Origin of the sequence: Amphritea sp. (assembly GCF_048266285.1) — a bacterium.
Classification (GTDB): Bacteria; Pseudomonadota; Gammaproteobacteria; order Pseudomonadales; family Balneatricaceae; genus Amphritea.
Genome location: NZ_JBLWZV010000004.1, coordinates 67177 through 92714, shown reverse-complemented (window position 1 = coordinate 92714; position 25538 = coordinate 67177). Strand labels below are relative to the sequence as shown.

Here is a 25538-nt window from a genome sequence, read left to right as displayed (position 1 = left end):
CACGTGCTGTGAGCTAATGAGCGGCACAGTCGTACTTACCGACTGGCCGCTTTAGCGAAGTTTTTTACGCCGTGATTATTTCAGCAAAAAGCCTTTTTCTTTCAGGAATGCGAGCATGTGTGGCCGTGCTTCTTTAACGAGCATGCCGGACATCTGTTCGCTCCACGTCATCTCTTTATTGCCACCGGTGCGGGTTTGGTAATATTCGCGCACTGATTTGTCGTAATCGGCGATGGTTTCCTGATTACCGTTGTCGTTATAGCTATCTTGTTTGAGCACAACTTCAACCGGCAGGCGTGGTTTAACCTCTGGATCCTGATCAGGATAACCGAGGCAGAGGCCAAACACAGGATAAACCAGTTCAGGCAGGTCGAGCAGCTCTGCAACGCGGGCGATCTGGTTGCGGATACCGCCAATATAGACGATGCCGAGACCAAGAGATTCCGCTGCAACGGTCACGTTTTGCGCGAATAGGCCAACATCAACGGTGGCGGTAATAAACTGCTCGGTGAAGCCTGAGTTGATTTCGGCATCATTCATCTCGCAAGCCAGTTTCAGTCGCTGCATATCGGCACAAAAAACCAGAAAAACCGGAGCTTGACCGACATAGGCCTGACCGCCAGAGCATTCCACTAGTTGGTTGCGCTTGTCCTGATCATTGACCTGAATAACCGTGCAGGCCTGAATGAAGCTGGACGTGGCAGCCGCTTGTCCGGCCTGTATCAGCGTATTCAAAGTGTCCTGTGGAATAGGCTGATCGGTAAATTTACGGATTGATCGGTGACTGTTTAAGAGTTCGATAACGGCGTTCATCGGTTATTCCATTTGGGTATCGGTGGTGAAGGTCTGCCGGAAGGTTAAGTTGATACGCCCCTCCAGCTGCCGACTGGTTTTTGGCACACTGTGATGCCAGTAATGTTGTAACTGACCTGACATTATCAGCAGAGAGCCGCTATTGAGCAAGTGTTCTTGTCGGGCAATATTTTTATCATAACGGTGGCGCAGCAGAAAACGGCGGGGCTGCCCTAAGCTCAAGGAGGCGATTACCGGATTTCTGCCAAGTTCGGGTTCGTCGTCGCTATGCCAGCCCATACTGTCTTGGCCGTTACGATAATAATTAATCAGCACGGTATTAAAGGGCTGCTGGCTAAGTGTTTCGATGCGCCCTTTGATAGCTGCTATCAGCGGGTGCCAGGGTTCTGCTTGTAGTGACAGGCCCGAGTAACGGTAATGTATGCCCGGCTCGCCTTGAAAACACTGCAGCCGCGGAATACTAACAGCGCGGCCAAACATACGGATTTCGGGTTGCTGCCAATGTAGTTCTTTCAGTAGCGATTGATAGAGCCGTTGAGCCGCATCAGGGGCGATAAATGCTGACTCGAAGTGTAGCTCTCCCTGTGGCAGGCGCGTTTTACTCATGCCTGCAGCAGTTCCTGGGTTGCCCGCGCAATGGCTGATGCGATTTCAATCTGGTTGCTGGGATGGGGGATCGTGCGGCTGGTGATAACCTCAGCAACTGCTTGCAGTTCGGCATAGGCATCGGCGGCAAAGATTCCATGCACGGCAATACAGGTGGTGCGAGGCATTCCCGCGTGCTCGAGATGGTTGATGGTTTCCAGCATGGTACGGCCGCTGGAGATGATGTCATCGACTAACACCGGCGTATGCAGACGCCAACGCTCAACCTCCGGGAGGGTTACTTCCACGTCATAGTCGCCGCGGCGAATTTTATGGAGAACCTGAAAGGGGGCGTTAGCCAGCTCGGCCACCTGAGAAACCCACTGTTCGCTTTCGCTATCGGGACCGATGAGTAGGGGCTTAGGGATATGGGTTTTAATCCAATCGGCGATGAGCGGCGCAGCATGCACCACTCGAGAGGGGGTGCTGTAGATCTCATCTAACGAGTCGTAACGGTGTAGATGAGGGTCGACGGTAACCATAAAGTCGAGGGAGTCCGAGATCAATTTGGCAAATGGCCGTGAACTGACACATTCACCGGCATGAAACTGCTTATCTTGCCGCATATAGGCCAGATACGGGGTAATCAAGCCAACTTTTAGCGCGCCCATTTGCCGCAGTGTATAACTCAGCAGTAGTAGCCTGAGTATCTTACTGTCCGGCTGATAGAGGTTGCAGAAGATTACGATGTTATGGTCTTGGCAATCGGTGAGCACCCGTAGGTAACTTTCATCATCGGGAAAGCGACGTAGCTCTATCTTACCGAGCTGTGCATCGAGGGCTTGGCACAGTTGGGCTGCGAGTGCCGGATCGGATTCTAAGTTAATCAGAATGGTTTTCAATGATGCTCTCCTCGGTGTTTAGTCTGATGATGTCAGGGTGGCTTTCCAGATATTCGACGGCATAGTTAAGTTCGCCGGAGCTTTCCGCATGGATGGTTAACAAGGGGTCATGGATATGCACCTGCTGACCGACTTTGACATGGATCTCTAAGCCTGCGGTTAAGTCGACAGGTGCCCCAGCTAATTTGGCGACCTGTGCCAGACGGCGATTGTCCACTTGAGAGACGATACCCTGTTTATCCGCCATGAGTTTAAATAGGTAGGGCGCTTCACCGGGTTGCTTCATACCGCCCTGAGCCATACAGATGGCGGTAAATTTTTTCCATGCAGCACCACTTTCTAGCACCGTACTAGCTTTGGCAACGCCACAGCCGGGTTTTTCTACCCCGGCCATTTCTAACATAGTGCCGGCCATCGTGAGGGCTCTTTGCTTTAGGTCTTGGGGAGCATCAGCCGCGTTTTGTAACACCGCAATCACATCTTTTGCTTCGAGGGCCGGGCCAATACCGTTGCCTACCGGTTGGCTGCCATCGGTGTATAAAATTTTAATATAAATCCCCAGTTGCTCACCTACTTTCATAAAAGAGGCGGCCAGTTTATCGGCAGCTTTTTGTGAGCGCACTTTGGCGGTAGGGCCGACCGGAATATCGATTAAAACATGGGTGGCGCCGGCGGCGATTTTCTTCGACAGCACCGAAGCGATCAGTTGCCCTTCGCTATCGATATCGAGGGCGCGTTCGACCTGAATTAAAATGTCATCCGATGGGCTTAGGCGGACTGATCCACCCCAGGCGAGACAGGCACCTTCTTGTTTCACCACCTGTTTCATCTGTTCGAGTGACAGACTCACTTCGGTCATGGTTTCCATAGTGTCAGCGGTACCCGCAGGAGAGGTAATAGCCCGGGATGAGGTTTTCGGCATGGTCAGGCCGCTGGCTGCTAGAATCGAGACTACGATTGGCGTGGTGCGATTGCCCGGTAAGCCGCCAACACAATGTTTATCGATCACCATGGGTTGGCCCCAGTCGATGCGGCTACCGGAATCGATCATCGCCCGGGTTAGCGCGGTAATCTCGAGATCATTGAGTTTGTCATCGCCGCAGGCGGTGATAAATGAGGCAATATGTACATCGGCATAACGGCCATCAACAATATCGTTAATGATCTCTTGAAACTGTTGCTTGTTGAGTGTGTGGCCATACACTTTGGCCCGCACATGGGACAACGACTGCACCGGTCTCGGGTGAGAGAGCCAGACATTATCGTCGGCATTGAGTTGCAACCGAAGCCAAGCGGATTCGGAAAAACCGATTTGGCCCCGACGCAGCATTTCGCCGGTAATAATGTTGAGGGTCGCTATGATCTTGCAATGTTCGGTGTGTACTAGTACCCGGGAGAGGGCAGAAAAGCCCTCCGAGCGGCATACCGGGCTGTCGGCTCTTAGATAGATGATGGGTTCTTGACGGGTATCGATACCTAACCTGCGGGCCTGTAGGGTTGTGGCTCGTTCGGGGGTGGAAATCATCGTTGCTTTGCTCCCAATCCAGACGGTAGACGGCTGTCTGGCTGCCAATTTAGCGTGGTCTTTTGTCTTGTTTATAGCAGAGATTCTTCATCTGTGTACATGTCATTGCCACTTTTATTGATCCATCGAAGTGATCTGAGCTAAGACAGGTGGCGCGATATTCGATTGCTGATAGAATGTCGCCTACTTCAAAACTGATAGACAAAGTGGAACATCATGGAACGCAGATTCAGACTGGTATTGGCTTGCCCGGATCGACTGGGTATCGTAGCAATGGTAAGTAATTTTATCTCTAGTCATGGCGGCTCGATTGCCGACGCCAATCAGCATTCCGATAGTTCTACTGGCTGTTTTTTTATGCGGGTGGAAATTGTTACCTCCCGAGGAAGTTTCGACCGTGAACAATTGATCGAACAGTTTACGCCGATTGCTCAGTCCTTTCAGATGCAGTGGGAAATAACTGACGCGTCAATACCTAAAAAAGTGGTATTGATGGCCAGCCGCGACTCCCATTGTCTTGCCGATTTGCTGTATCGCTATCATGAAGGCGAACTGGATTGTGAGATTCCCTGTGTAATTTCAAATCACGATGATCTGCGTAGCATGGTCGAGTGGCATGGCATTCCTTACCACCACGTACCGGTGGATAAAGAGAATAAACAGCCCCATTTTGATCGCGTGCATCAGCTGATTGTGGAGCATGAAGCCGATACCGTTGTGCTGGCCCGTTATATGCAAATTTTGCCAAGCAGCGTATGTGATATTTATCGCCACCGGATTATCAATATACATCACAGTTTCTTGCCTTCTTTTGCCGGAGCGAAACCTTATCATCAAGCCCATGAGCGTGGTGTAAAACTGATCGGTGCTACCTGCCATTATGTGACCGAAGAACTCGATGCCGGGCCTATCATTGATCAGGATGTGGTGCGGGTAAGCCATCGTGACCTGCCAGAAGAGATGGTGCGCTTAGGTAAAGATGTTGAAAAAACCGTGCTATCACGAGGATTGCGCTGGCACTTAGACGATAGAGTCTTGGTGCACGGTAATAAAACCGTTGTCTTCAATTAATACCGAATGGGTCGTTTGCGGCCCATCTTTTTGTCTAAAGAATCAATAATCGTCTAATTGATAGACATCGGACAGTGTTTTGTTGTGTTCTCCTGAGCTACTATGAATTTAGTATAAGCGCCGGAGTCACCGGCCTGTTTGACTATTTTGATATCCGGTTGGAGGATTCTTGATGCTGCGATCTGTTAAAGCCAGCGATTACATGGCTGAACAACTCATTACTTTTACTCCCGAAACTGATCTGTTTGAGGCGATAAATCAGTTGTTAGAACACCGGATTACCGGCGCCCCAGTGCTCAATAAAGAGGGCCAGTTGGTGGGGCTGTTGTCCGAGGCTGATTGTCTGAAAGCGATTCTGACACTGACCTACCATGAAGAAGAGATGGGTGGCCGGGTTGGTGATTATATGTCGCCCGAAGTGTTCACCATCGCTCATGATGCCGATATTATTTCGGTGGCAGAAGAGTTTATTACCAACAAAAGACGTCGCTTGCCGGTGCTAAAAAATGGTAAACTGATCGGCCAGATCAGTCGCCGTGATGTCTTACGTGCCGTTGAGCAATTCGCTCAAGATGGCTGATCCGGTTGGTATCAGAGCCGTTGTTTTAGATGTCTATCGCTGTTAGGTGAGAGACTGAGCAACGTTGACGGCAGTGGGCTTTCGCATCGCTGCCGAATAGATCGCTCTGTGGTGTCTCTCTGCGTTAGATTATTGGAATCATTATGAGTTTCCGCTTTCCGGAAAAACCCGTACTGTTTTACCCCTCGCTGGCACGTACGGCAGGCTCTGATGAAGCGATCCTTTTAGCGATTTATCACGATTATATTCAACTGCATGGCTTACCTGATAAAGACGGTGTGCCATCGGCGGTATTAAGCCGTTCTGAATGGCTGTCATTGGCGGCTTTTTGGGATGAAGCAAAGCTGGCGATGGTCACCAGTAGCTTGGTGTCGCAAGGTTATGTGCAAGCCTCCTTTGGCCATGGACGGGCGATTAAGTTGGCGTTGGTGACCGATAGTGACCAGCCGACTGAACCGATGGCGACAGGCCATTTTTCCGCACCGTCTGAGGCCCCCGAGCCGGTGATTGTGCAGGAGCTTCCGGTGGTTGAGCAGCCGCCTGAGCGTAATGAGATTAGTCGTCGAGTACAGCAGGCTCAGCCGCGCCGACTCGGCCCAGCGCCAACCTTTGGTGGCAGCATTGGTTGGTCGAAAAGCCGCCAGGTAACCCCGAGCCGTCAGACCACGCCAGAAAATGATTTTGCTAGTCGATTAAATGAGATTGAAGAGAAAAACCAAAAACTACACGCCATGTTTTTGGGCTGGAAACCGTCGCGGACGCTGCTTGATATGTTGCCGCGCCACAGTATCCCCGAGCCTTTTGCTGAGCAGTTGCTAGATGAGTTTATTCTCTATTGGCTGGATAAAGACCGTAAAGAATCTAATTGGGATCAGAAATTCCTTGCTTGGGTTAAGCGGGAATGGATTAATAAACAGACACGAGATGCACGCAAACAGCGGGCAGACGAAGCAAATAAAGGTGTAAACCATGAAAACACCCGCCCAGATAATCGGGAAAAGCGCAAGCGGGTTACCGCAGCCATCATGGACATCAAGGACACCGATTGGTGAGCCCGGTGCGGCAGCTGAATCAACGGTAATCAATAACGACACTAAAACCCTAATCAATATGCTGTTTGCTCGCTTTATGGCGATTTACGGGCATAAGTTTAAAAGTTGTTTTGAGACTCAGGATGAGATCCGCATCGCCAAGCGTGAGTGGGCGCTGAGCATGCAAGGTTATAGCGAGGCGGAACTGGTATCGGCGATCAATCGCTGCAAAGAGACATTGGCGTGGATGCCGACTATTTCAGAATTTATTACTATTCTGAACGAGCAGAGCGGTGATTTTGGTTTGCCGCCAGCGAAAATAGCCTACGAAGAGGTCTGCCGTTATGCGGATCATCCTACCCAGCATGACTGGACCCATATAGCGCTCTATCATGCGGGTAAAGCCACCGGTTGGTTCCGCTTACGCTGCGAAACAGAAGATCGAGTCTATCCTGATTTCCGTTATAACTATCAGGTGATCTGCCGTCGGGTACGTGCCGGTGAAGACCTGAGTGTTGAGGTGCCGGTGGCGCTGGAAGATAAAAGCGATAACACCTTGGTGGCCTTTATTCAGCGCTGGGGTGAAGAGCAAAATCTCAGCCCTGAAAAAGCCAGCACCTTGTTGTTCTACCTTACTAAGCCTGCCGGAACGGATGTGCGTGAACGCTTCCGTGAGGCTAGTCAGCAACGGGCGGAAAGCTGGGGGCTGACGGTCAAGCTACCGGATGACTATCAGTCGTAGTCGCTTTTAGCGTTTTTTATAGCTCAATCTTTAGCCCTCGACTCAGAGGGCTTTTGTTATCCACTGTGCTCGTTTGTCTTATCCATCTATTTTATTTATTAGCCGTACTGAGATAATTGGGCTTGGGGTTAACTGTTTGGGCTATGCTGCTTTATCCAGATGATTTCAAGCTAGACAAACTCAATAGAATGAAGCACATTCTACTCTTCCTCTAATAAAAAAGGTTTTAGTTATGTTTAGCCATGTAATGCTGGGTGCCAATGATATTGAAAAGTCTAAAACTTTTTATGATGCGGTTCTGGGTGAACTAGGGTATGAAGCGGGTGTGTTAGATCCCCACGGACGTTATTTTTATTTCAGTGATACGGGTATTTTTGCACTGACTAAACCGATCAATGGTGAACCTGCCTTTCATGGTAATGGCACGACGACGGGCTTCGCTGCTAGTTCACCAGCAGTGATCGATGCTTGGCATGCTGCAGGAGTAGCCGCCGGTGGTGAGACCTGTGAAGAGCCTCCCGGTGTTCGTGTGAGCGGTACTCGAAAATTGTATCTAGCCTACTTGCGTGATCCCTCCGGTAATAAGATCTGCGCTGCTCATTTTATGTCTGAAGGTTAAATAACCGCATAGTGATAGCCGGTATCAAAGGGCGAGCGATGTGCTCCCCATTGATGCCGGTTTTTTTATGCCTGGTTTTTGACGGAGTTTTTTTAACACAACGCCTTAGTTCGGCTGTTAGAGAAAACCGTCGCCAAACATCCCGCCAATTGCTCGGCTCAGGGCATCGCTGCGTTCCGGTGAACGGAACTGCTGCAGTGAGAGCGCTCGCAGCGTCGGTATAAACATCAGATCTGCCATGACGCGATTAAAACAGGCTTGTCCGGCGTTATTCTCGGCGAGGGTTGCTAAAAACAGTTGCAGCAGCTGTGGATATTGTAGGCTGGCCCAGCAGCGACTCGCCAATGCCGCGATTACTTCGGCTTCACGGCCGTAATGACTGGTCAATACCTGGCTGAGTACGGCTACTTTTTGTTCGCACTCGGGGGTCTGTGAAATAGCCCGTATCAACGCCCCAATTTGATTGGCTGAGGCTTTCGCTTCAGCGACGTTGTCTGCTAGACGTTGACGGATAGCGGTGCTTAATGCCTCACCGGGCTGGATATGCTCGATAAAGGTACAGGCCGCTTCCAGAGGAACGTCGGGCAGTTGTGAGAATATTTCGGCTAATTTCTGTTCATTGTTATCCTCTTGGTGACGGATAACATAGTCGGCAATACCTTGATAGCCTAGGGTGTCCCAGCTGTTCAGATCGGCTTGGCCATGAAAATATTGCTTAGCCGCGGTATAAAAGGATGATGCTGGCTGTCGTGTTATCTGTTTAGCGGTGGCATGAAAGGCCGCCATTTTCTCTTGGTCTGGGGTGAAGCTAAAAGGGTTATCTTTTAGTGCATCACGATATTCAGTGGCATCGGTGGGTTGGTCTAATGGCCCCTTGCCCATGCTATTGCTGAGGTTCTGTAGCAAGCGATGAAGAAAGTCATCCCGTGCTGCTTGCACTAAGAAGCCCTGCTCGTCTAAAGGTAGTTTGAGAAACCAAACAACATTTTCCTCGGCGCGTTTAGGGTTCCACATTAATATGGCGATCCAGGCTTGATGCAGAAAAGGGCTGGGGTAGGGAATCTGTCCCATCTCAACTTTGCGAAAGCTATCGGGGGATAGTTTGCTAATGCAACGGCCCATATCGAGAATGCGGAACTGTGCTTCAGTTTGCCGGATAAAGTCGGTCAGTGTTTCAAAGTGTGCCATTCTGCTGCCTGTGCCTGATAAGGTGAAAACGCCGGCTATTTTAACAGCGTGGACAGGACAGATACAGCGACGGTTGTTATCAATAGGGATTATCAATCGTTAGCTATTGGGCTTATAAAAGCAGTCGTTCACAGAACTGTTCTGGCGTAGGAGGCTTATTAGTGCAAACAAAGAGTTTAACGGAGGAAGGCGTCGGCGCAATGGGGGGCCATTGCGCCGTAATAGGCAAAGCGGATTAACGCTTGCGTGCTTGCTTCAGGGTATCAGCAATCAAGAAGGCGAGTTCTAGTGCCTGATCTGCATTCAAACGTGGATCGCAGTGGGTGTGGTAGCGATCGGCCAAGCCCTCTTCAGTGATCTGGTAAGCACCGCCAACACACTCGGTAACATTTTGACCGGTCATTTCAAAGTGAACTCCGCCGGCATAGGTGCCTTCGGCGCGGTGTACTTCGAAGAAACCTTTCACTTCTTTCAGAATACTACCCACGCTGCGAGTCTTGTAACCGCTGCTGGCTTTAACGGTATTGCCATGCATAGGGTCAGAACTCCAAACTACATTGCGGCCTTCTTCTTTAACTTTACGTGCCAGTGGCGGCAGTATCTCGGTGATGTTGTCGGCACCCATGCGGCTAATCAGGGTCAATCGGCCCGGCAAGTTGTTCGGGTTGAGGGCGTCAATCAACTGGATCAGTTCATCGGGTTTCATGCTTGGGCCGACCTTAACACCGATCGGGTTTTCTACGCCGCGCAGAAATTCAATATGTGCGCCGTCGAGTTGCCGGGTACGGTCGCCGATCCAGAGCATATGGGCCGAACAGTCATACCAACGGTTAGTCAGGCTGTCTTGGCGGGTGAGTGCCTGTTCATAATTGAGCAACAGCGCCTCATGAGAGGTATAAACGGAGGTTTCTTTCAGCTGTGGAACATTATTGCTACTGATGCCGCAGGCCTGCATAAATGCCAGAGTATCGTCGATCTGATTGGACAGATGTTGATATTTTTCTCGCAGCGGGCTTTTTTGTACAAAGCCGAGGTTCCATTGATGCACTTTGTGCAGGTCGGCAAAGCCACCCTGAGCGAAGGCGCGCATCAGGTTAAGGGTCGAAGTCGACTGATGATAGGCACGGATGAGTCGCTGTGGATCGGGTTGTCGTGCAGCGGCATCAAAGGCAATATCATTGATAATATCGCCGCGGTAGCTTGGCAGTTCAATCCCGCCAACGGTTTCGGTGCCAGCAGAGCGAGGCTTAGCATATTGTCCGGCAATTCGGGCTACTTTGACGACAGGGCAGCTACCGGCGAAGGTCATTACCACCGCCATCTGTAGTAGCACCTGAAAGGTATTACGGATGTTGGTCGCACTGAATTCAGCAAAGCTCTCAGCACAGTCGCCGCCCTGCAGGAGAAAGGCTTTACCTTCGGCAACGTCGCCCAGTTGTTGATGCAGTGAACGTACTTCACCGGCGAATACCAGCGGTGGCATCTGTGCCAGTTCTGCTTCTACCTGTTTGACCGCATCACTGTCCTGATATTCAGGCTGTTGCAGAATGGGTTTGCTTTTCCAGCTTTCTGGAGACCAGTTATCCATCAAAAAAATACCGAGTTGAAAGGAGACTATTTAAGGGGCTTTTATAGGGCCTTAGTTTAGCGCTGTTCGCCTTTTCAGGTAAGGGCTGAACGGATAAATTACAGGCTTTTAGCCTGTCGATACCGCTGTTAGGCAGAAAAAACGGGCATCAGCCGCAGCGTACTTAATACTCTTCTCTGTTTTGTGTTGTCTATCGCTGTCATTTTGCTGACAAGCTGAGCTCAGATGGCCTCTTGGTGAGCAGTTGTGGTGCGGTTATGGAGGTGTCTAGGCGGGGGTAAAGGTAGATTGGCAGAATTGATATTGATGGGGCCGCGGGTTATTTTTACGGCCTGTCGCCGGTGAATTTAATCGGCTAAATGCGCTACAACACTAAATTAAGTGAGAAATTATGTCTGAACAGGATAAGCAGAATGGCTTGAAAGTACGCACCGAAGTGATGGGGGAACCCTCTGTTGCCCGGGCGCAGGCCAATACCACCCCCTTGACTGAGCCATTGCAGGAGTGGATTAACGAGCATGCTTGGGGGTCTACTTGGCAGCGGCAAGGCTTGCCTCGTTCGACCCGGAGTCTGGTGACCATTGCGATGTTAGCGGCCTTGAAAGCGCCCGCTGAAATGAAGGGACATGTGCGAGGTGCACTCAATAATGGCTGTACGCCTGAAGAGATTCAGGAGGTGTTGCTTCATTCAATAGTCTATTGTGGCGCACCGGCGGCACAGGAAGCCTTTCGAGCAGCGCAAGAGGTATTGGATGAGTGGCAGAATAGCTAGCGGTTAAATGCTTTTATGAGTGGTTTTAGTTGATCAATGAGTTGATTCGGAAACTGCCGGTAATCAGGGTAGGGGGTAAGAATAATATTGTCCCGCTGGAATAGCCGGCTGTTGTCGTCGAGAGCGATAAACTGTTGTGGATCAAACCCAAGCCGCTGCCAGTTGGCTTTGCCGGCGACAATATGTAGGCGCTGCGGGTTTTGGCTGTGTTCGAGTAGCTGCTCAGAGAAGCAGATCGCTTCGTGTTGTTGTAATAGCTGTTGATCTCGGTATTCGCGCCAGTGTGTATCGGATGATTGCAGCTTGGCCAGAATGATTAGGATTTTCCGCCAATGGTTGCCGTTTAAGGAGCATAGCCGATCGTAATCGAGCGGCTGTTGTGGGTCGATTAACGGTGGTGTTGGCAGATAGAGAAGGGTGGTTGCACTATCTGTGTTGCCGAGCGCTTGGCCCGTGAGAGGAGCGCTGGACAGTATCTTGTCTGGCTTGGTAAGGGGGGCGAAGGCGGCACTCATCAGGCTGACTTAATACCGCTTAGGTTACGGAAGGTGATCTCTTTGGCGGTGTTTAGAAAGTCGACCATAAAGTCGGCATCTTTCTGATCATCGCGAATCGCCGCATAGAGAGTACACCAGACCCCTTTTTCGCCGAGCGGGCGAGAGGTGATGTATTCCTGTTCAATGTACTGATGAATGGCCCAGTTAGGCAGTGCAGAGACACCCCGACCACTGGCCACCAGTTGCATAATCATCACGGTGAGCTCTGAGGTGCGCACCTCTAGGGGTTCGACGCCAGCGGGGTCGAGGAAATGTTTAAACACATCCAAACGGTGTTGTTCGACCGGGTAGGTGATGAGCGTTTGCTGCTCTAAATCCTGCGGTTGAATAACTTTGCGGGCCACCAGTTGGTGCTGTTTGCTCATCGCCAGCACCGATTCATAAGTGAACAGTGGGATATAGGCGATACCATTGCGTTCTTCTGGGGCGGCGGTGATTACTAGATCAATATCCCCCCGCGCCAGTGCCGGTAACGGCTGAAAGCTAAAGCCTGTGGTTAGGTCCATTTCAACTTCGGGCCAGTTTTGGCGGAAATGATCGATGGTGGGCATCAGCCAATCAAAGCAGCTGTGGCATTCAATGCAGATATTAAGCCGCCCGGCTTCACCGCCAGCTAAGCGGGCGATATCCCGTTCGGCGTTGCGAATCATCGGCAGCACTTCTTCTGCTAGAGTGAGGATACGCTGGCCGGCGCTGGTAAAACAGATCGGTTTAGTTTTGCGAATAAACAGCGAGCAATCTAAACGGTCTTCAAGGTCTTTAATTTGATGTGAAAGTGCGGACTGTGTCAGATGGATACGTTCGGCAGCTTCAACCAGACTGCCCGCATCCCTCAGTGCAGAAAGGGTTTTCAGGTGTCGAAGTTCGATCATGCTGGCAGGCCTCAGAGTTTATGGTGTGAGTCAGAGTATAGTATGAATTCCACTCATGCGGGATCTTTGAATACGATAAGGCTCGCCCAAAGGCGAGCCTAGTAATACTAGAGGCTTGATGAAGCGGCCGGTATGACCGGCTTTGATGGTTATTTGGCTGGCTTAATCAGCAAAAATTCCAGCAGCGCTTTCTGCGCATGTAGACGGTTTTCTGCTTCGTCAAAGACCACGGAACGTGGATCATCCATCATCTCACCGCTAACCTCTTCACCCCGGTGGGCGGGTAGGCAGTGCATGAAAATGGCATCGGGTTCGGCCAGGTCCATCAGCTCAGTGGTGACCTGAAAGCCTTTGAATTCGCGTTCCCGTTGTTTCTGTTCTTCTTCTTGACCCATTGAGGCCCAAACGTCAGTCACCACCAGATGGCTACCATTAACGGCTTCTTCTGGGGTGCGGAAGATACTTACTCGGTCGTTGTTAGCGGCAACCAGTTCAGGATTTGGATCAAACCCTTCAGGGCAGGCGATCTGCAGTTTAAAGTCGAACTGGCGGGCGGCATTGATATATGAATGACACATATTGTTGCCATCGCCGATCCAACTGACGGTCTTGCCTTTAATTTCGCCTCGGTGTTCAAGGAATGTCTGCATATCGGCTAGCAACTGACATGGATGGTAATCATCGGTCAGTGCATTGATCACAGGCACGCGAGAGTTGGCGGCAAAATTGGTCACAATTTCGTGCTCAAAAGTACGAATCATCACCACATCACACATGCTGGAGATGACGCGTGCGCTGTCCTCAATCGGTTCACCGCGACCTAGTTGGGTATCTCGTGATGAAAGGAATAGGGCGTGGCCTCCTAACTGAGCCATCCCTGCTTCAAATGAAACCCGGGTGCGGGTGGATGATTTTTCAAAAATCATCGCCATCACTTGGTTGGACAGCGGCTCGTAAATTTCGCCGTTGTTACGAATCTGTTTTAGTTCAGTGGCGCGACGAATCAGCTTATTCAGTTCTTCGGGCGTCAGATCCAATAGGGTGAGAAAGTGTCTTGTCGTCATAATTTAGAAAGCCCGCCCAAGCAGGCTTTTGCTCAATGTCAGTTATTCGTCAGCCATATAGACTTTGATAATACGGGATACGGTGTTAACCAGTAGTTCCGCTTCGGTGTCGCTCATGATGAGTGGTGGCAGCATGCGTACGACTTTACCACCGCCGGTTACGTTGAGCAGCACCCCTTTTACTTTACAGAGTACGGCAAGTTCCGTACCGGCTTCGGTCAACTCAATCGCTAATAGTAAGCCTTGATGGCGGATTTCTTTGACATAGGAAGCATCACCGAGTTGCTCACGAAAGCCAGCGGCGATTTTGTCGCCTAGTTCAGCGGCGCGTTGATCCAGTTTTTCGCTGGTAATCGTGTTTACAACGGCCAGTGCGGCTGCGCAGCAGAGTGGGTTACCACCATAGGTTGAACCATGGTTGCCCGGAACAAAGACTTCCGCTGCTTTACCGCGAGCCAGACAGGCGCCAATAGGAACGCCATTGCCTAGTCCTTTAGCGGTGGTGACAACATCAGGCAGGATGCCTTTTTGCTGGTAAGCAAAGTAGGTCCCGGAGCGACCATTACCGGTTTGTACTTCATCCAGCATTAGTAATAGATCGTTAGCGTCGCAGATATCACGTAGCTGTTTGAGGTAATCATCGGCCGGAATGATGATGCCGCCTTCGCCTTGAATCGGTTCAACCAGAATGGCAACCACATTGCTATTGTTGGTGATAATGTTTTTAACTGCTTCAACATCGTTATATGGAGCACGTACAAAACCACTCACTAGGGGTTCGAAGCCCGCTTGAGCAGAGCGATTACCGGTGGCACTGAGAGTGGCCATGGTACGGCCGTGGAATGAACCTTCAAAGACGATCGTTGTTGGCGTGTCGATGCCTTTCGAGTGACCGTATTTGCGGGCAATCTTAATCGCTGCTTCATTCGCTTCGGCACCAGAGTTGCCGAAAAAGACGTTGTCCATTCCGGAAATTTGGGTCAACCGTTCAGCAAGACGTTCCTGATGAGTGATGGTGTACAGGTTGGATGTATGAATCAGCTGGCTGGCCTGCTCACAAATGGCGGTTGTTACCGCTGGGTGGGCATGGCCAAGGCCGCAGACAGCAATACCGCTGAGGGCGTCCAGATATTTATTGCCATCTGTATCAAACAGCCAGCAGCCCTGTCCGTGATCAAATGCAACGGAAAGGCGCGTGTAAGTATTCATAACGGGCTGTGTAGACATTTAAGTCCCTCTATTAGTCCCTCTATACAATGCAAACCTATGTTCGCTTGTATCGGGCCGCCGAACGGAAAAACCAGCCATTCTATTTACTTGCCTTAGAATAAGCAAGATAGGCGGCTGAAGTTGCTGTTACTTGAGATTGAATGTAGTCGACCCCATATAGTTTTGCATGCAGTTTTTCTAATCAGCGTTTATGATATCGGCGAGCACTGTGTTGATTATTTTTGCGCTATACCTGAGTAAATTGATCGGGTTTATGCTAGGATTTCTTCATCCAATATTGATTAATGCCAGACATCTGGCGACCAGTTAAAGCATAGGTAAGTTTATGAGCGTTGTAGATACGATTAAAGAGCAACTTGAATCCAACGATATCCTTTTATACATGAAGGGTACTCCACGTTTTCCACAGTGTGGATTTTCCTCCCGCGCGTCTGAAGCGATCATGTCTTGTGGTGCTCGTTTTGCATTTGTAAATATTCTGGAAAGTCCTGAAATCCGTGCCGAGCTGCCTAAATATGCCAACTGGCCAACCTTTCCACAACTGTGGATTAAAGGTGAGCTGATCGGCGGTTGTGACATCATTGCTGAAATGGCGGCTAATGGTGAGCTGAAAGAGTTGATCGATTCTGTTGCTTCTGAAGATGATGCAGCAGCAAGTTAAGCCCGTTTGATGATGGAAAGCGGCGTCGTTGATGCCGTTCCTGATTTTACGAGGGTTTGATAGATACAGTTTATCGTTAGCATAGTTGTCTTTTATTAGTGTTCTTATGCGACAGGCACTAAGCTGTTCTACTTAAAATTTTCACGTTATGTAAATCTTTAGTTTGCATAATTGTTTTGCACATTATTTAACAATGGAGATATAAAATGGGCGTATTAGTAGGTAAGCAAGCTCCGGATTTCACCGCTGCAGCGGTACTGGGTAACGGTGACATTGTTGATGCATTCACGCTGTCTGAAGCCATTAAAGGTAAGAAAGCGGTAGTTTTCTTTTACCCACTGGATTTCACATTTGTTTGCCCGTCTGAGCTGCTGGCTTTTGATCACCGCATCGAAGAGTTTACTAAGCGTAATGTTGAAGTAATTGGTGTTTCTATCGATTCTCACTTCTCTCATAACGCATGGCGTAATACCCCTGTTGATCAGGGTGGTATCGGTCCTGTTAAGTACACACTGGTTGCTGATATGACTCACAGCATCTGTCAGTCTTACGATGTTGAATCTGAAGGCGGTATGGCTTTCCGTGGTTCTTTCCTGATCGACGAAGATGGTCTGGTACGTCACCAGGTTGTTAACGATCTGCCACTGGGTCGTAACGTTGATGAGATGCTGCGTATGGTTGATGCTTTGGCATTCCACCAGAAAAACGGCGAAGTTTGCCCAGCAGGCTGGACTGAAGGCGACAAAGGTATGGATGCATCACCAGCAGGTGTTGCTGCATATCTGAGCGAAAATGCTGACGCTCTATAATCGTTAGCACTCAGTACTAAAATAAAAAAACGCGCCTTCGGGCGCGTTTTTTTATGAGGCGGTTTTATTTGTCGGTATAAGACAGGTAAAACCGTTTTATACAGTAGTTATTCGAAGCGGGATTCGGCCATCTGCCAGCCGCCAAGGTCTTTCCAGCGATTGACGATTGTGCAGAATAACTCGGCTGTTTTCATTGTGTCGTACAGCGCAGAATGAGCTTGCTTACCATCAAAATCGATATCCGCCAGCTCACAGGATTTAGCGAGTACGGTGTGACCAAATGCCAGACCCGCAAGGGTCGCGGTGTCAAAGGTTGAAAACGGGTGGAACGGGTTGCGTTTGATATCACAGCGTTCGGCGGCGGCGGTGACAAAGCCGTGATCGAAAGAGGCGTTGTGGCCGACCAGAATAGCTCGCTTGCAGTTATGGGATTTGACCGATTTGCGAATCGGCTTGAAAATTTTCTCCATCGCTTCGGCTTCGGTGATGGCGCCACGTAACGGGTTGAACGGGTCTATACCAGTAAAGTCCAGTGCAGACTGTTCTAAGTTGGCACCTTCAAATGGCTCAACATTATATTCGTAGCTCTGGTCGATCATGATATTGCCATCATCATCCATCGTGAGGGTGACGGCTGCAATCTCTAATAAAGCATCGGTTTGTGAATTAAATCCGGCAGTTTCCACATCGATAACAACAGGCAGGTAGCCGCGGAAACGATTCGACATTGGGTGCTGGTACTGAGCGCTTCTGTTCAATGCATATCCTTAGTGGCTGATTTCAACAGCCTATATTGGTAATTCGCTAGGCTTAGTGTAAAGACTTGCTCTGGTTTTCACAAATAACTCTGTAGTGCTTCGTTGGAACTGGGTTGGAGTGATAGACTCTAAAGCTCTTTTAGTTATTGCCGATACAAAAGGGGCAAGCTAACTTGTTAATTTTTCTGGGTTCCGGTTGTTTATGCGCGTAGCTGTTTTGTCTCTTCTGTTGATGTTTTCTCTGCCGGGGTTTGCGGTGGGCTATTCTGCGTCTATTGAACAGTCTAAATGGGAGCTCGAAGCATCTAAGTTTAGCTGCCGTTTATCGCAAAAAATCCCACTGTTTGGTGATGGTGAGTTTAATCAAGAAGCGGGCGAAACCGTGCGTTTTACCCTTAAGCCGCTACAGGGCCATGGTCTGAAAGGGCAGGTGCAGATTATTGAGGGTGCTTCGCCTTGGCAGCCGGGGATTGCCCCCCGTGAAATTGGTGAGGTGACATTTGCGAGCAATGGCACGATATCGGTGCCGACCGGCTATTCGCAGCAGATGCTAGGTAGTTTATTTCGTGGCCGGATGCCAACTTTTTTAGCCCAAAACTGGGCGGATACCGGTGAGTCAGTACGTATTGGTTTGTCGGCGGCTAATTTCCCGCCTGCCTATGAAGCCTATACTGATTGTATTTCGGGTCTACTGCCGGTTAATTATCGACAGATAGCCCGTACTGCCGTGCTATTCCCCTCGGCACAGTGGCAGTTGTCTGATTCAACCAAAGCGCGTCTCGATCTGATTGCGATCTATGTGAATAATGATGATTCGGTGAAAGCCGTCTTTGTTGATGGGCATTCTGATGCTCAGGGGCGGCGATTGGCAAACCGAGATCTCTCAAAAAAACGGGCCGAAGCGGTGACCACCTATCTTGAGAAAAAGGGGGTTAGTCCTGATCGCATTACGACCCGTTATCATGGTGAGCGTTACCCGGTAGCACAGAAGAATGATCGTCTAACTCGGGATCGTAGCCGTCGCGTGACCATCCGTTTAGACCGTAATTAATGATTACCTGCGGCGTGAAGGCAGATGATTTTCTGCCCCTGTTACTCTGTCGTAATCGTGGTACAATTGCGCCCTTTCCTTTTTTAGGTACCCGTTAAAGACAACGATGCTCTTGGCGGGCTGATTTGCGTTGGAGCCTCTCTATTATGTCCGATATCAAAAAGGTTGTGCTGGCCTATTCCGGCGGCCTTGATACTTCTGTAATCGTTCGTTGGTTACAAGATACTTATAACTGTGAAGTCGTTACCTTTACCGCTGACCTAGGTCAGGGGGAAGAAGTCGAGCCTGCTCGTGCCAAAGCCGAAGCGCTGGGTGTGAAAGAGATCTATATCGAAGATCTGCGTGAAGAGTTTGTGCGCGATTTTGTTTTCCCGATGTTCCGTGCCAACACTATCTACGAAGGTGAATACCTGCTGGGTACCTCCATCGCCCGTCCGTTGATCGCTAAGCGATTGATCGAGATCGCCAATGAAACTGGTGCCGACGCCATCTCTCATGGTGCGACCGGTAAAGGTAACGATCAGGTACGTTTCGAGCTAGGTGCTTATGCACTGAAACCTGGTGTTCAGGTTATCGCGCCATGGCGTGAGTGGGATCTGACGTCCCGCGAAACCCTGATGAACTACTGTAAAGAACATAATATCCCTGTTGATTTCTCCACTAATAAGAAGAAATCACCTTACTCTATGGATGCCAACCTACTGCACATCTCTTATGAGGGTGACATTCTGGAAGACCCATGGGCTGAAGCTGAAGCGGATATGTGGCGTTGGTCTGTCTCTCCTGAGGAAGCACCGGATGAGGCGACTTATCTTGAGCTGACTTATGATAAGGGTGATATTGTTGCGATCGACGGCAAAGAGATGAGCCCAGCAACCGTACTGGAATACCTGAACAAGGTGGGTGGCGAAAACGGCATTGGTCGTTTGGATATCGTTGAGAACCGCTTTGTTGGTATGAAGTCTCGCGGTTGTTATGAGACTCCGGGGGGCACCATTATGTTGCGTGCACACCGGGCGATTGAATCCATCACCTTAGATCGTGAAGTCACGCACCTGAAAGATGAGTTGATGCCTCGTTATGCTAAGACTATCTACAATGGTTTCTGGTGGTCTGAAGAACGTAAGATGATGCAGCAGATGATTGACTTCTCTCAGCGTAACGTGAATGGTGATGTACGCCTGAAGCTTTATAAGGGTAATGTTATCGTTGTGGGTCGTCGTTCTGAGAATAGCCTTTTCGACGAGAGTATCGCTACGTTTGAAGATGATGCGGGTTCTTACGATCAGAAAGATGCGGCTGGCTTTATCAAGCTGAATGCATTGCGGATGCGCATTGCCGCTAGTAAAGGTCGCGATCTGCTGAACGACTAAACGCGATTAAGTTAACAAAGCCCTGATATGTACCCATATCGGGGCTTTTTTATGGCTGTCATACTTTGATAGTTGCCTGATTTATATGATACTTTGATAAATTCTATTCTGATGTAAAGCCTATGGAAATCAGTTACTCGGATAAAAAAGTACTGATTGTTGATAACCGTCTTGAAGACCTTGCTGAACTCAAAATGATTTTGGCCAATATGGGTGTGTCTGATATTCAGGTGGCCTCATCGGTCAATATGGCGTTAGTGTTGTTACGCGAGACGCCATACGACCTGTGTTTTGTTGTCTTTGATTTAGGCAAAGAGCATAAGAATGGACTGCAGTTAATTCAAGAAGCGACTGCTGAGCGGGTGCGCCAGTTCTCGACTATTTTTTCCCTCGTGGTTGATCCTGATCGTTCTAAATTATTGTTCGGTTCACTCGATAGCTCCCCTGATACCTATATCTCCAAGCCCTATTCCGAGCCCAAGGTGCGTTTTCGGCTGGAAAAAATCATGCGGGTAAAGCAGGTTATTCGGCCGTTGGATGAATTGCTTGATCAGGGGCGTTTGCCGGAAGCGTTAAAAATGTGCGCTCAGTTGATTAGAAGTTATCCTGCATTGCGTCTTTATGTGAGTCGCTTTCGCGGCATTATCCTGCTGCAGGAGAGACTGTTTAGTAAAGCTGGGCAGTTGTTCTCATCGATTGTATCGCAGCGGGATCAGCCTTGGGCGCGGGTTGGCCTTGGCGCTGCGCTGTGTCAGCAGGGCGACTATCTGAATGCTCGTCAGGTATTACAGCAAGTGATCGATGAATCACACTTCTGTGTAGAGGCTTATACCTGGTTGGCGCGGACTTACCGTTCGCTGGGTGAGCGAGGTGAGGCGATCAGTCTATTGCGAAAGGCGGTTATGTTACAGCCAACGGTGCCAGAGTTACTGGGCTCCTTAGGTGGCTTGGCGGCGCAGAATCAGGAATGGAATGTGGCGGTGGACGCCTACACTCAAGCGATAAAGCATGCTCGGCAGAGCTGCTTTCAATCCGAGGATTATTATTTCAGTTTAGTGGCGGCCTTATTAGCGCGGGATAATTTTGATCGAGAGATCGAAGAAAACGCTATTCGAACCCTAGAAGATGTTATCCAGGCGTTTCCTGATGCCGCTATTGTGCAGTTTAAATCGCGCCTCATGGTGGCGCAGGTGTATGGACGGGCTGGTGCCTCAGAGCGAGCCGATCGGGCTGCACGGAATGCCTTCGATCTGTTTTGTGAACTCGATCTAACGGAGCAAGCTGAGTGGATTGAAGTGTTTCTTGAAGGGATGGAGGGGACCTCTGTCGAGAGTGATGCGCAGATGTTCAAGCAGCGCGTTAACCGTGACAGTGCGGCGTTGGAGTGGGGGAAGTTGAATATTCAGGGGATGCTGGCATATCGCAGTAAAAATTACCGTAAAGCGCTGGGCTTTTTTGTCCGTGCCGATAGTATTTTACCGGGCAACCCTAGCCTAACCTTAAATCTAGTACAGACCGCCCTTGAACAGGCTAAGGTGCCGGGAGGTGAGCGTAATGAACTACTGCTGCAATGTGATAATGCACTCTACAGTATTAACTATGGTGCTTTGAGTGTGCGACAGCAGAAGCGCTATCTTACTTTGTCCGAACGGTGCGCGGATATGGTCAAAATAATGGCAGAAGGGAAGCGCGACGCCGAAGAGAATATTTGATCCTCTTCGTTAGTCTGCCTTCTTTTTAATTCCTTTACGCGGCTTCGCGTTTAATCACCATTGATGAGGCGAGCCTTGATTGACGGGCTTCTTATTCAAGCATTCTTATTTGAATATCCAGTGTGGTCTGCACACTTTTTGCTATAGCTATGACTCAAAGTAAGATGGAATCGTCATCGGTCAAAATTGAACCGCCGATCTCTGATGCCGAATCGTCGTCGCTTTGATACGCCGAACGGGCCAGTTTTCGGGTGAGAAGCTTCTGCTGCGCCGCTTCGGGTAGATCAGTAAACAGGATCGTTTGTTTCGAGATGAGTAGATCGATGAGATCTTCAATGATCCGGCTGACTTCGGTATCCGACTTCTCGAGAATTTCCTGTGGACTATCAATGTTGTTATTGCTGGAGAGAAAGCGAATAACATCAGGATCTGAAATATCGGCGACCGTGGCGTGTTCAGTCGGATGTGCGGACAATGAAGTGACCTGTCCCTGTTCATTTCTGATTGCATACAACATAAGCCAAACTTCCGCAGATTTTAATTTGAATGAAGCTAAGTATGGCGGCGATTCTTTGGATGGGTCAAGTGTGGGTGGGCAGTTTGGGTACAAATGCCGCTAATTGATTTTCTTTGCTAACGGTTTGATGATGGCCCTTGGATTGCATAATGAGGAGTGGCTATATAAAATCCACTCCTTAAACGAGCTTCCTAAAGGGTTGCAATGCAGATCATGTTTTTATGATCGCGGCAGCCCTTTTTTATTGTGCCGAGAGATTATGAAATCCCATAAAATTCATCAAGCACCGATTCCAATGCGCACCGTTGGGCCCATTAAAATCAGTGGGCATATACTGAATGAAAAAGTTTCAGTGCCACTGGCGACCTATGAAACGCCTTTGTGGCCATCGGTAGGGCGCGGCGCTCGGGTTTCCGTATTGACTGAAGAGGGTATTAAAACCACGGTAGTCGATGAGCGGATGAGCCGTTCCATTCTCTTGGAGGCCGACGATGCGTTTGAAGCCTTTAAAGCGCTGGAGTCGATCAAAGCCCGCAAAGATGATTTGAATCAGATAGTGGCGACCTCAAGTCGGTTTGCCAAGCTGATCGACATGAATAGTCAGATTGTAGCCAACTTGATCTATCTGCGGCTTGAATTTACCACCGGCGATGCTTCGGGCCACAACATGGTGACCAATGCCGCGGATAAACTGATCCCGTGGATTTTGACTGAGTATCCTCAGCTGCGCTATTCCTCTATCTCGGCCAATTATTGTTCAGATAAAAAAGCTACCGCGGTTAACGGTATTCTGGGGCGAGGCAAGTATGTGATCAGTGAAATTCTGATCCCCCGAGACCTGTGTGAACGCCGCCTGAAAACCACCCCGGAAAAGATAGTCGATCTCAATATTAAGAAAAACCTGATCGGCACCATGTTGGCCGGTGGCCTGCGCAGCGCTAATGCTCACTATGCCAATATGTTGTTGGCTTTCTATCTTGCCACAGGGCAGGATGCCGCCAATATTATTGAAGGCTCTCAGGGGATTGTCCATGCGGAAGTCCGCAACGGCGATCTGTATTTCTCCTGCACCCTACCTAACCTGATTGTTGGCAGCGTCGGTAATGGTAAAGGGATCGATTTTGTTGAACAGAATTTAGCGGCCCTAGGGTGTAAAGAAGATCGAGAGCCGGCAGCGAATGCACGCCGTTTGGCAGCGATCTGTGCGGCGACGGTGTTGTGTGGCGAGTTATCCTTGATGGCGGCGCAGACCAATCCGGGCGAGTTGATGGAATCTCATCTTAAATTGGAACGCTGATGTCTGATCAGACCAACGATCGAAAAATTGAACATATCCGTGCTATTGAAAAAGATCCGTTAACCGATCGTGATGGTCGTTTCTTTGATCAGATTCAACTCTGTCATCGGGCGTTGCCCGACAGAGCGTTGGAGCAGATTGATACCTCGGTCGAGTTTCTCGGTAAAAAACTCAGCTTCCCGCTGCTGATTTCGTCGATGACCGGTGGTGATCACGCGTTAATCAAAACTATTAACCGTAATCTGGCGGAAGCGGCAGAGCGGACCGGCGTGGCATTGGCAGTGGGTTCTCAGCGGGTGATGTTTACGCAGCCTTCGGCGCGAGACAGTTTTGATCTACGGGCCTATGCACCAAACACAGTGTTATTGGGCAATATTGGTGCGGTGCAGTTGAACTACGGTTTCTCGCTGGAACAATGTCAGCAAGCGGCAGATGTGCTTGGTGCCGATGGCCTGTATCTTCATCTGAACCCACTGCAGGAAGCGGTCCAGCCGGAAGGCGATACCAATTTTGTCGGTTTACAGGCGAAGATCGCCTCCTTAGCGGCGCAGTTGAAGCAACCGGTGCTGCTGAAAGAGGTCGGCGCAGGCTTGTCACCGCCGGATATTGAAGCGGGTATTGCGGCGGGAATTAAGTGGTTTGATATTGCCGGTTGCGGCGGCACCTCGTGGAGTCGCATCGAACATCACCGCAGTGAAAGGAGCGGCGATGATCTGGGCATCTGCTTCCAGGATTGGGGCATTCCGACGCCTCAAGCACTAAAATTAGCTCAACCGTATCAAAATAGTGCGGCTTTCATTGCCAGCGGCGGTCTCAGGGATGGGATTGATATGGTTAAATCTGTTATACTCGGCGCCTCGCTCTGCGGCATGGCCGCACCGTTCCTGAAACCGGCAATGGAATCCGCCGATTCAGTGGTCAGGGTAATAGAGCAACGCCGGCGTGAATTTACTACAGCGATGTTTTTGCTGGGCATGCCGGATGTAAATAGTTTATTTATGAATCGGGCTCTCATTCTGGGCGAGCGTTGAGGATTTTAAGTACGTATGTCCGTCGGTATTGATGAAATCAGCTTTTACACTTCCAACTATTTTCTGGATCTGAAAAACTTGGCCATGGTCCAAGAGATCGAGGTTGGAAAATATTATCAGGGTATCGGGCAGGAAAAGATGGGAATGCCTGCCCCAGACGAAGATATCGTGACGATGGCGGCAAATGCGGCCCTGCCTCTGATTGAGCGGGTTGGCACTGATGCTATCAGTACGGTGATGTTCGCCACTGAAACGGGGATAGACCAATCTAAGTCTGCCGGTGTTTATGTGCACCGCTTGCTCGGCTTGACGTCTAAGTGCCGTGTGGTCGAATTGAAACAGGCTTGTTATAGCGCTACGGCGGCTATTCAAATGGCCTGTGCGCTGGTGGCCCGTCAACCGCAACAGAAAGTTTTGGTAATCGCTTCAGATGTGGCCCGTTACGATCTCGGTACGCCCGGTGAAGCGACTCAGGGCTGTGGTGCGGTAGCGATGCTGATTGCGGCGAATCCTCGCTTGGTCGAATTAGATCCTGAAGTGGGAAATCACACCGAAGATGTGATGGACTTCTGGCGCCCCAATTACCGTTCTACCGCCTTGGTGGATGGTAAGTACTCGACCAAAATCTATCTGCAATCCTTGAAGCATGCGTGGGAGCACTTCCGCGAAGTTAGCTCCCTAGCGTTCACGGATTTTCAACATTTCTGTTATCACCTGCCTTTTACCCGAATGGCGCAAAAAGCCCATAAGCATCTGGCGCGGGTGAATCAGAGCGTGTTAACCCCCGAAATGCTGGACCTTCAAGTAGAGGATACGTTGCGCTACAACCGTATTATCGGCAACAGCTATACAGCGTCGATGTATATTGGTTTGGCTTCACTGTTAGAAAACTGTAAGGATAACTTGTCCGGTAAGCGGATCGGTTTTTTCAGTTATGGTTCCGGTTCAGTCGCTGAATTTTTCTCTGGAAAAGTCGTGGCGGGCTATGAAAAGTGCCTGCATGTGGATAAACATCGGGCGATGTTGGATGCCCGGAGCGAAGTTTCCTACGACGAATATCTAGCACTCTATAATGACACCGACCCGGTTGATGGCGGCGTTCATTCTAAGGCGGAAGGCACCACCGGGCGTTTTCGTTTGGTTGGCATTTCCCACCACAAGCGTGAATATATCGCCTGCTAAGGAACGTC

The 25538-nt window shown here is 49.7% G+C and carries 26 protein-coding genes; 14 read left to right on the top strand and 12 right to left on the bottom strand.

The genetic code is table 11. The annotated features are described in order from the left end of the window. Positions 1–75: 75 nt before the first annotated feature. The 4 genes from nfsA to ACN0T0_RS07295 are packed head-to-tail and all read right to left on the bottom strand — an operon-like array spanning position 76 to position 3825. A complete protein-coding gene (gene nfsA / locus ACN0T0_RS07310) occupies positions 76–813 on the bottom strand; it encodes an oxygen-insensitive NADPH nitroreductase (RefSeq protein ID WP_417224639.1) in 738 nt (245 codons plus the stop codon). Between the two features lie 3 nt (positions 814–816). Further along, positions 817–1419 (bottom strand): alpha-ketoglutarate-dependent dioxygenase AlkB family protein, encoded by a 603-nt coding sequence (locus ACN0T0_RS07305; RefSeq protein WP_417224637.1) that lies wholly within the window; start codon positions 1417–1419, stop codon positions 817–819. Then, the gene (locus ACN0T0_RS07300) at positions 1416–2300 is read right to left on the bottom strand and encodes a ribose-phosphate pyrophosphokinase (RefSeq protein ID WP_417224636.1); all 885 of its coding nucleotides are present in this window, start codon (positions 2298–2300) and stop codon (positions 1416–1418) included. Before ACN0T0_RS07300 ends, ACN0T0_RS07305 begins: the two co-directional genes overlap by 4 nt. Next, a complete protein-coding gene (locus tag ACN0T0_RS07295; protein ID WP_417224634.1) occupies positions 2281–3825 on the bottom strand; it encodes a thymidine phosphorylase family protein in 1545 nt (514 codons plus the stop codon). Before ACN0T0_RS07295 ends, ACN0T0_RS07300 begins: the two co-directional genes overlap by 20 nt. Positions 3826–4041: 216 nt before the next feature. Here ACN0T0_RS07295 and purU point away from each other — a divergent pair, with 216 nt between their 5' ends. The 5 genes from purU to ACN0T0_RS07270 all read left to right on the top strand — a co-directional run bounded on the left by purU (position 4042) and on the right by ACN0T0_RS07270 (position 7868). Further along, entirely contained in the window at positions 4042–4896 is an 855-nt protein-coding gene (purU, locus tag ACN0T0_RS07290; protein WP_417224632.1) for a formyltetrahydrofolate deformylase, read from the top strand. A 172-nt stretch (positions 4897–5068) separates the two neighbouring features. Then, on the top strand, positions 5069–5476 hold the full coding sequence (locus tag ACN0T0_RS07285) for a CBS domain-containing protein (RefSeq protein ID WP_417224631.1): 408 nt from the start codon (positions 5069–5071) through the stop codon (positions 5474–5476). Between the two features lie 143 nt (positions 5477–5619). Further along, positions 5620–6528, top strand: a complete 909-nt coding sequence (locus ACN0T0_RS07280) for a DnaT-like ssDNA-binding domain-containing protein (protein WP_417224629.1) — start codon at positions 5620–5622, stop codon at positions 6526–6528. Then, entirely contained in the window at positions 6446–7249 is an 804-nt protein-coding gene (locus ACN0T0_RS07275) for a replication protein P (RefSeq protein ID WP_417224628.1), read from the top strand. Before ACN0T0_RS07280 ends, ACN0T0_RS07275 begins: the two co-directional genes overlap by 83 nt. A gap of 232 nt (positions 7250–7481) precedes the next feature. Continuing rightward, the gene (locus tag ACN0T0_RS07270; protein WP_417224627.1) at positions 7482–7868 is read left to right on the top strand and encodes a VOC family protein; all 387 of its coding nucleotides are present in this window, start codon (positions 7482–7484) and stop codon (positions 7866–7868) included. 117 nt (positions 7869–7985) lie between these two features. Here ACN0T0_RS07270 and ACN0T0_RS07265 read toward each other — a convergent pair whose 3' ends face one another. Next, positions 7986–9056: a DUF3549 family protein gene (locus ACN0T0_RS07265; protein ID WP_417224626.1), complete on the bottom strand. Its 1071-nt coding sequence runs from the start codon at positions 9054–9056 to the stop codon at positions 7986–7988. Positions 9057–9291: 235 nt separating this feature from the next. Beyond that, the gene (locus tag ACN0T0_RS07260) at positions 9292–10647 is read right to left on the bottom strand and encodes a class II 3-deoxy-7-phosphoheptulonate synthase (RefSeq protein WP_417224624.1); all 1356 of its coding nucleotides are present in this window, start codon (positions 10645–10647) and stop codon (positions 9292–9294) included. Positions 10648–11035: 388 nt separating this feature from the next. On the opposite strand from ACN0T0_RS07260, the gene ACN0T0_RS07255 reads away from it, so the two are divergent. Next, complete coding sequence (locus tag ACN0T0_RS07255; protein WP_417224622.1) at positions 11036–11416, top strand: carboxymuconolactone decarboxylase family protein; 381 nt, start codon at positions 11036–11038, stop codon at positions 11414–11416. On the opposite strand, the gene ACN0T0_RS07250 is transcribed toward ACN0T0_RS07255, so the two are convergent. The 4 genes from ACN0T0_RS07250 to ACN0T0_RS07235 form a co-directional block, all read right to left on the bottom strand. Beyond that, positions 11413–11931: a DUF6942 family protein gene (locus ACN0T0_RS07250; protein ID WP_417224621.1), complete on the bottom strand. Its 519-nt coding sequence runs from the start codon at positions 11929–11931 to the stop codon at positions 11413–11415. The genes ACN0T0_RS07255 and ACN0T0_RS07250 overlap by 4 nt on opposite strands. After that, complete coding sequence (locus ACN0T0_RS07245; protein ID WP_417224619.1) at positions 11931–12845, bottom strand: LysR family transcriptional regulator; 915 nt, start codon at positions 12843–12845, stop codon at positions 11931–11933. Before ACN0T0_RS07245 ends, ACN0T0_RS07250 begins: the two co-directional genes overlap by 1 nt. 149 nt (positions 12846–12994) lie before the next feature. Continuing rightward, positions 12995–13909: an ornithine carbamoyltransferase gene (argF, locus tag ACN0T0_RS07240; RefSeq protein WP_417224617.1), complete on the bottom strand. Its 915-nt coding sequence runs from the start codon at positions 13907–13909 to the stop codon at positions 12995–12997. Positions 13910–13951: 42 nt separating this feature from the next. After that, complete coding sequence (locus ACN0T0_RS07235) at positions 13952–15136, bottom strand: aspartate aminotransferase family protein (protein ID WP_417224616.1); 1185 nt, start codon at positions 15134–15136, stop codon at positions 13952–13954. A 328-nt stretch (positions 15137–15464) separates the two neighbouring features. On the opposite strand from ACN0T0_RS07235, the gene grxD reads away from it, so the two are divergent. Both grxD and ACN0T0_RS07225 read left to right on the top strand, forming a co-directional pair. Then, entirely contained in the window at positions 15465–15800 is a 336-nt protein-coding gene (gene grxD / locus ACN0T0_RS07230; RefSeq protein ID WP_417224614.1) for a Grx4 family monothiol glutaredoxin, read from the top strand. A gap of 206 nt (positions 15801–16006) precedes the next feature. After that, a complete protein-coding gene (locus tag ACN0T0_RS07225; RefSeq protein ID WP_417224612.1) occupies positions 16007–16609 on the top strand; it encodes a peroxiredoxin in 603 nt (200 codons plus the stop codon). A gap of 107 nt (positions 16610–16716) precedes the next feature. Here ACN0T0_RS07225 and rnt read toward each other — a convergent pair whose 3' ends face one another. After that, a complete protein-coding gene (gene rnt, locus ACN0T0_RS07220) occupies positions 16717–17337 on the bottom strand; it encodes a ribonuclease T (RefSeq protein WP_417224984.1) in 621 nt (206 codons plus the stop codon). 232 nt (positions 17338–17569) lie between these two features. Between rnt and ACN0T0_RS07215 the strand changes: the two genes are divergently transcribed. The 3 genes from ACN0T0_RS07215 to ACN0T0_RS07205 all read left to right on the top strand — a co-directional run bounded on the left by ACN0T0_RS07215 (position 17570) and on the right by ACN0T0_RS07205 (position 21503). Beyond that, positions 17570–18418 carry a flagellar protein MotY gene (locus tag ACN0T0_RS07215; protein ID WP_417224610.1) on the top strand — a complete coding sequence of 283 codons (849 nt, stop codon included), beginning with the start codon at positions 17570–17572 and terminating at the stop codon, positions 18416–18418. 146 nt (positions 18419–18564) lie between these two features. Further along, entirely contained in the window at positions 18565–19791 is a 1227-nt protein-coding gene (locus tag ACN0T0_RS07210) for an argininosuccinate synthase (protein ID WP_417224609.1), read from the top strand. 122 nt (positions 19792–19913) lie between these two features. Continuing rightward, the gene (locus tag ACN0T0_RS07205; protein ID WP_417224607.1) at positions 19914–21503 is read left to right on the top strand and encodes a tetratricopeptide repeat protein; all 1590 of its coding nucleotides are present in this window, start codon (positions 19914–19916) and stop codon (positions 21501–21503) included. A gap of 154 nt (positions 21504–21657) precedes the next feature. Here the strand turns inward: ACN0T0_RS07205 and ACN0T0_RS07200 are convergent, their stop codons facing one another. Beyond that, positions 21658–22020, bottom strand: a complete 363-nt coding sequence (locus tag ACN0T0_RS07200; protein WP_417224605.1) for a hypothetical protein — start codon at positions 22018–22020, stop codon at positions 21658–21660. A 259-nt stretch (positions 22021–22279) separates the two neighbouring features. Between ACN0T0_RS07200 and ACN0T0_RS07195 the strand changes: the two genes are divergently transcribed. From ACN0T0_RS07195 to ACN0T0_RS07185, 3 genes are read left to right on the top strand one after another with little or no spacing between them, the layout of a single operon-like run. Beyond that, positions 22280–23317, top strand: coding sequence for a hydroxymethylglutaryl-CoA reductase (locus tag ACN0T0_RS07195; protein ID WP_417224603.1), 1038 nt, complete (start codon positions 22280–22282; stop codon positions 23315–23317). Further along, positions 23317–24348, top strand: a complete 1032-nt coding sequence (gene fni / locus ACN0T0_RS07190; protein WP_417224602.1) for a type 2 isopentenyl-diphosphate Delta-isomerase — start codon at positions 23317–23319, stop codon at positions 24346–24348. Before ACN0T0_RS07195 ends, fni begins: the two co-directional genes overlap by 1 nt. 15 nt (positions 24349–24363) lie before the next feature. Beyond that, complete coding sequence (locus tag ACN0T0_RS07185; RefSeq protein WP_417224600.1) at positions 24364–25530, top strand: hydroxymethylglutaryl-CoA synthase; 1167 nt, start codon at positions 24364–24366, stop codon at positions 25528–25530. The last annotated feature ends 8 nt before the right edge of the window (positions 25531–25538 follow it).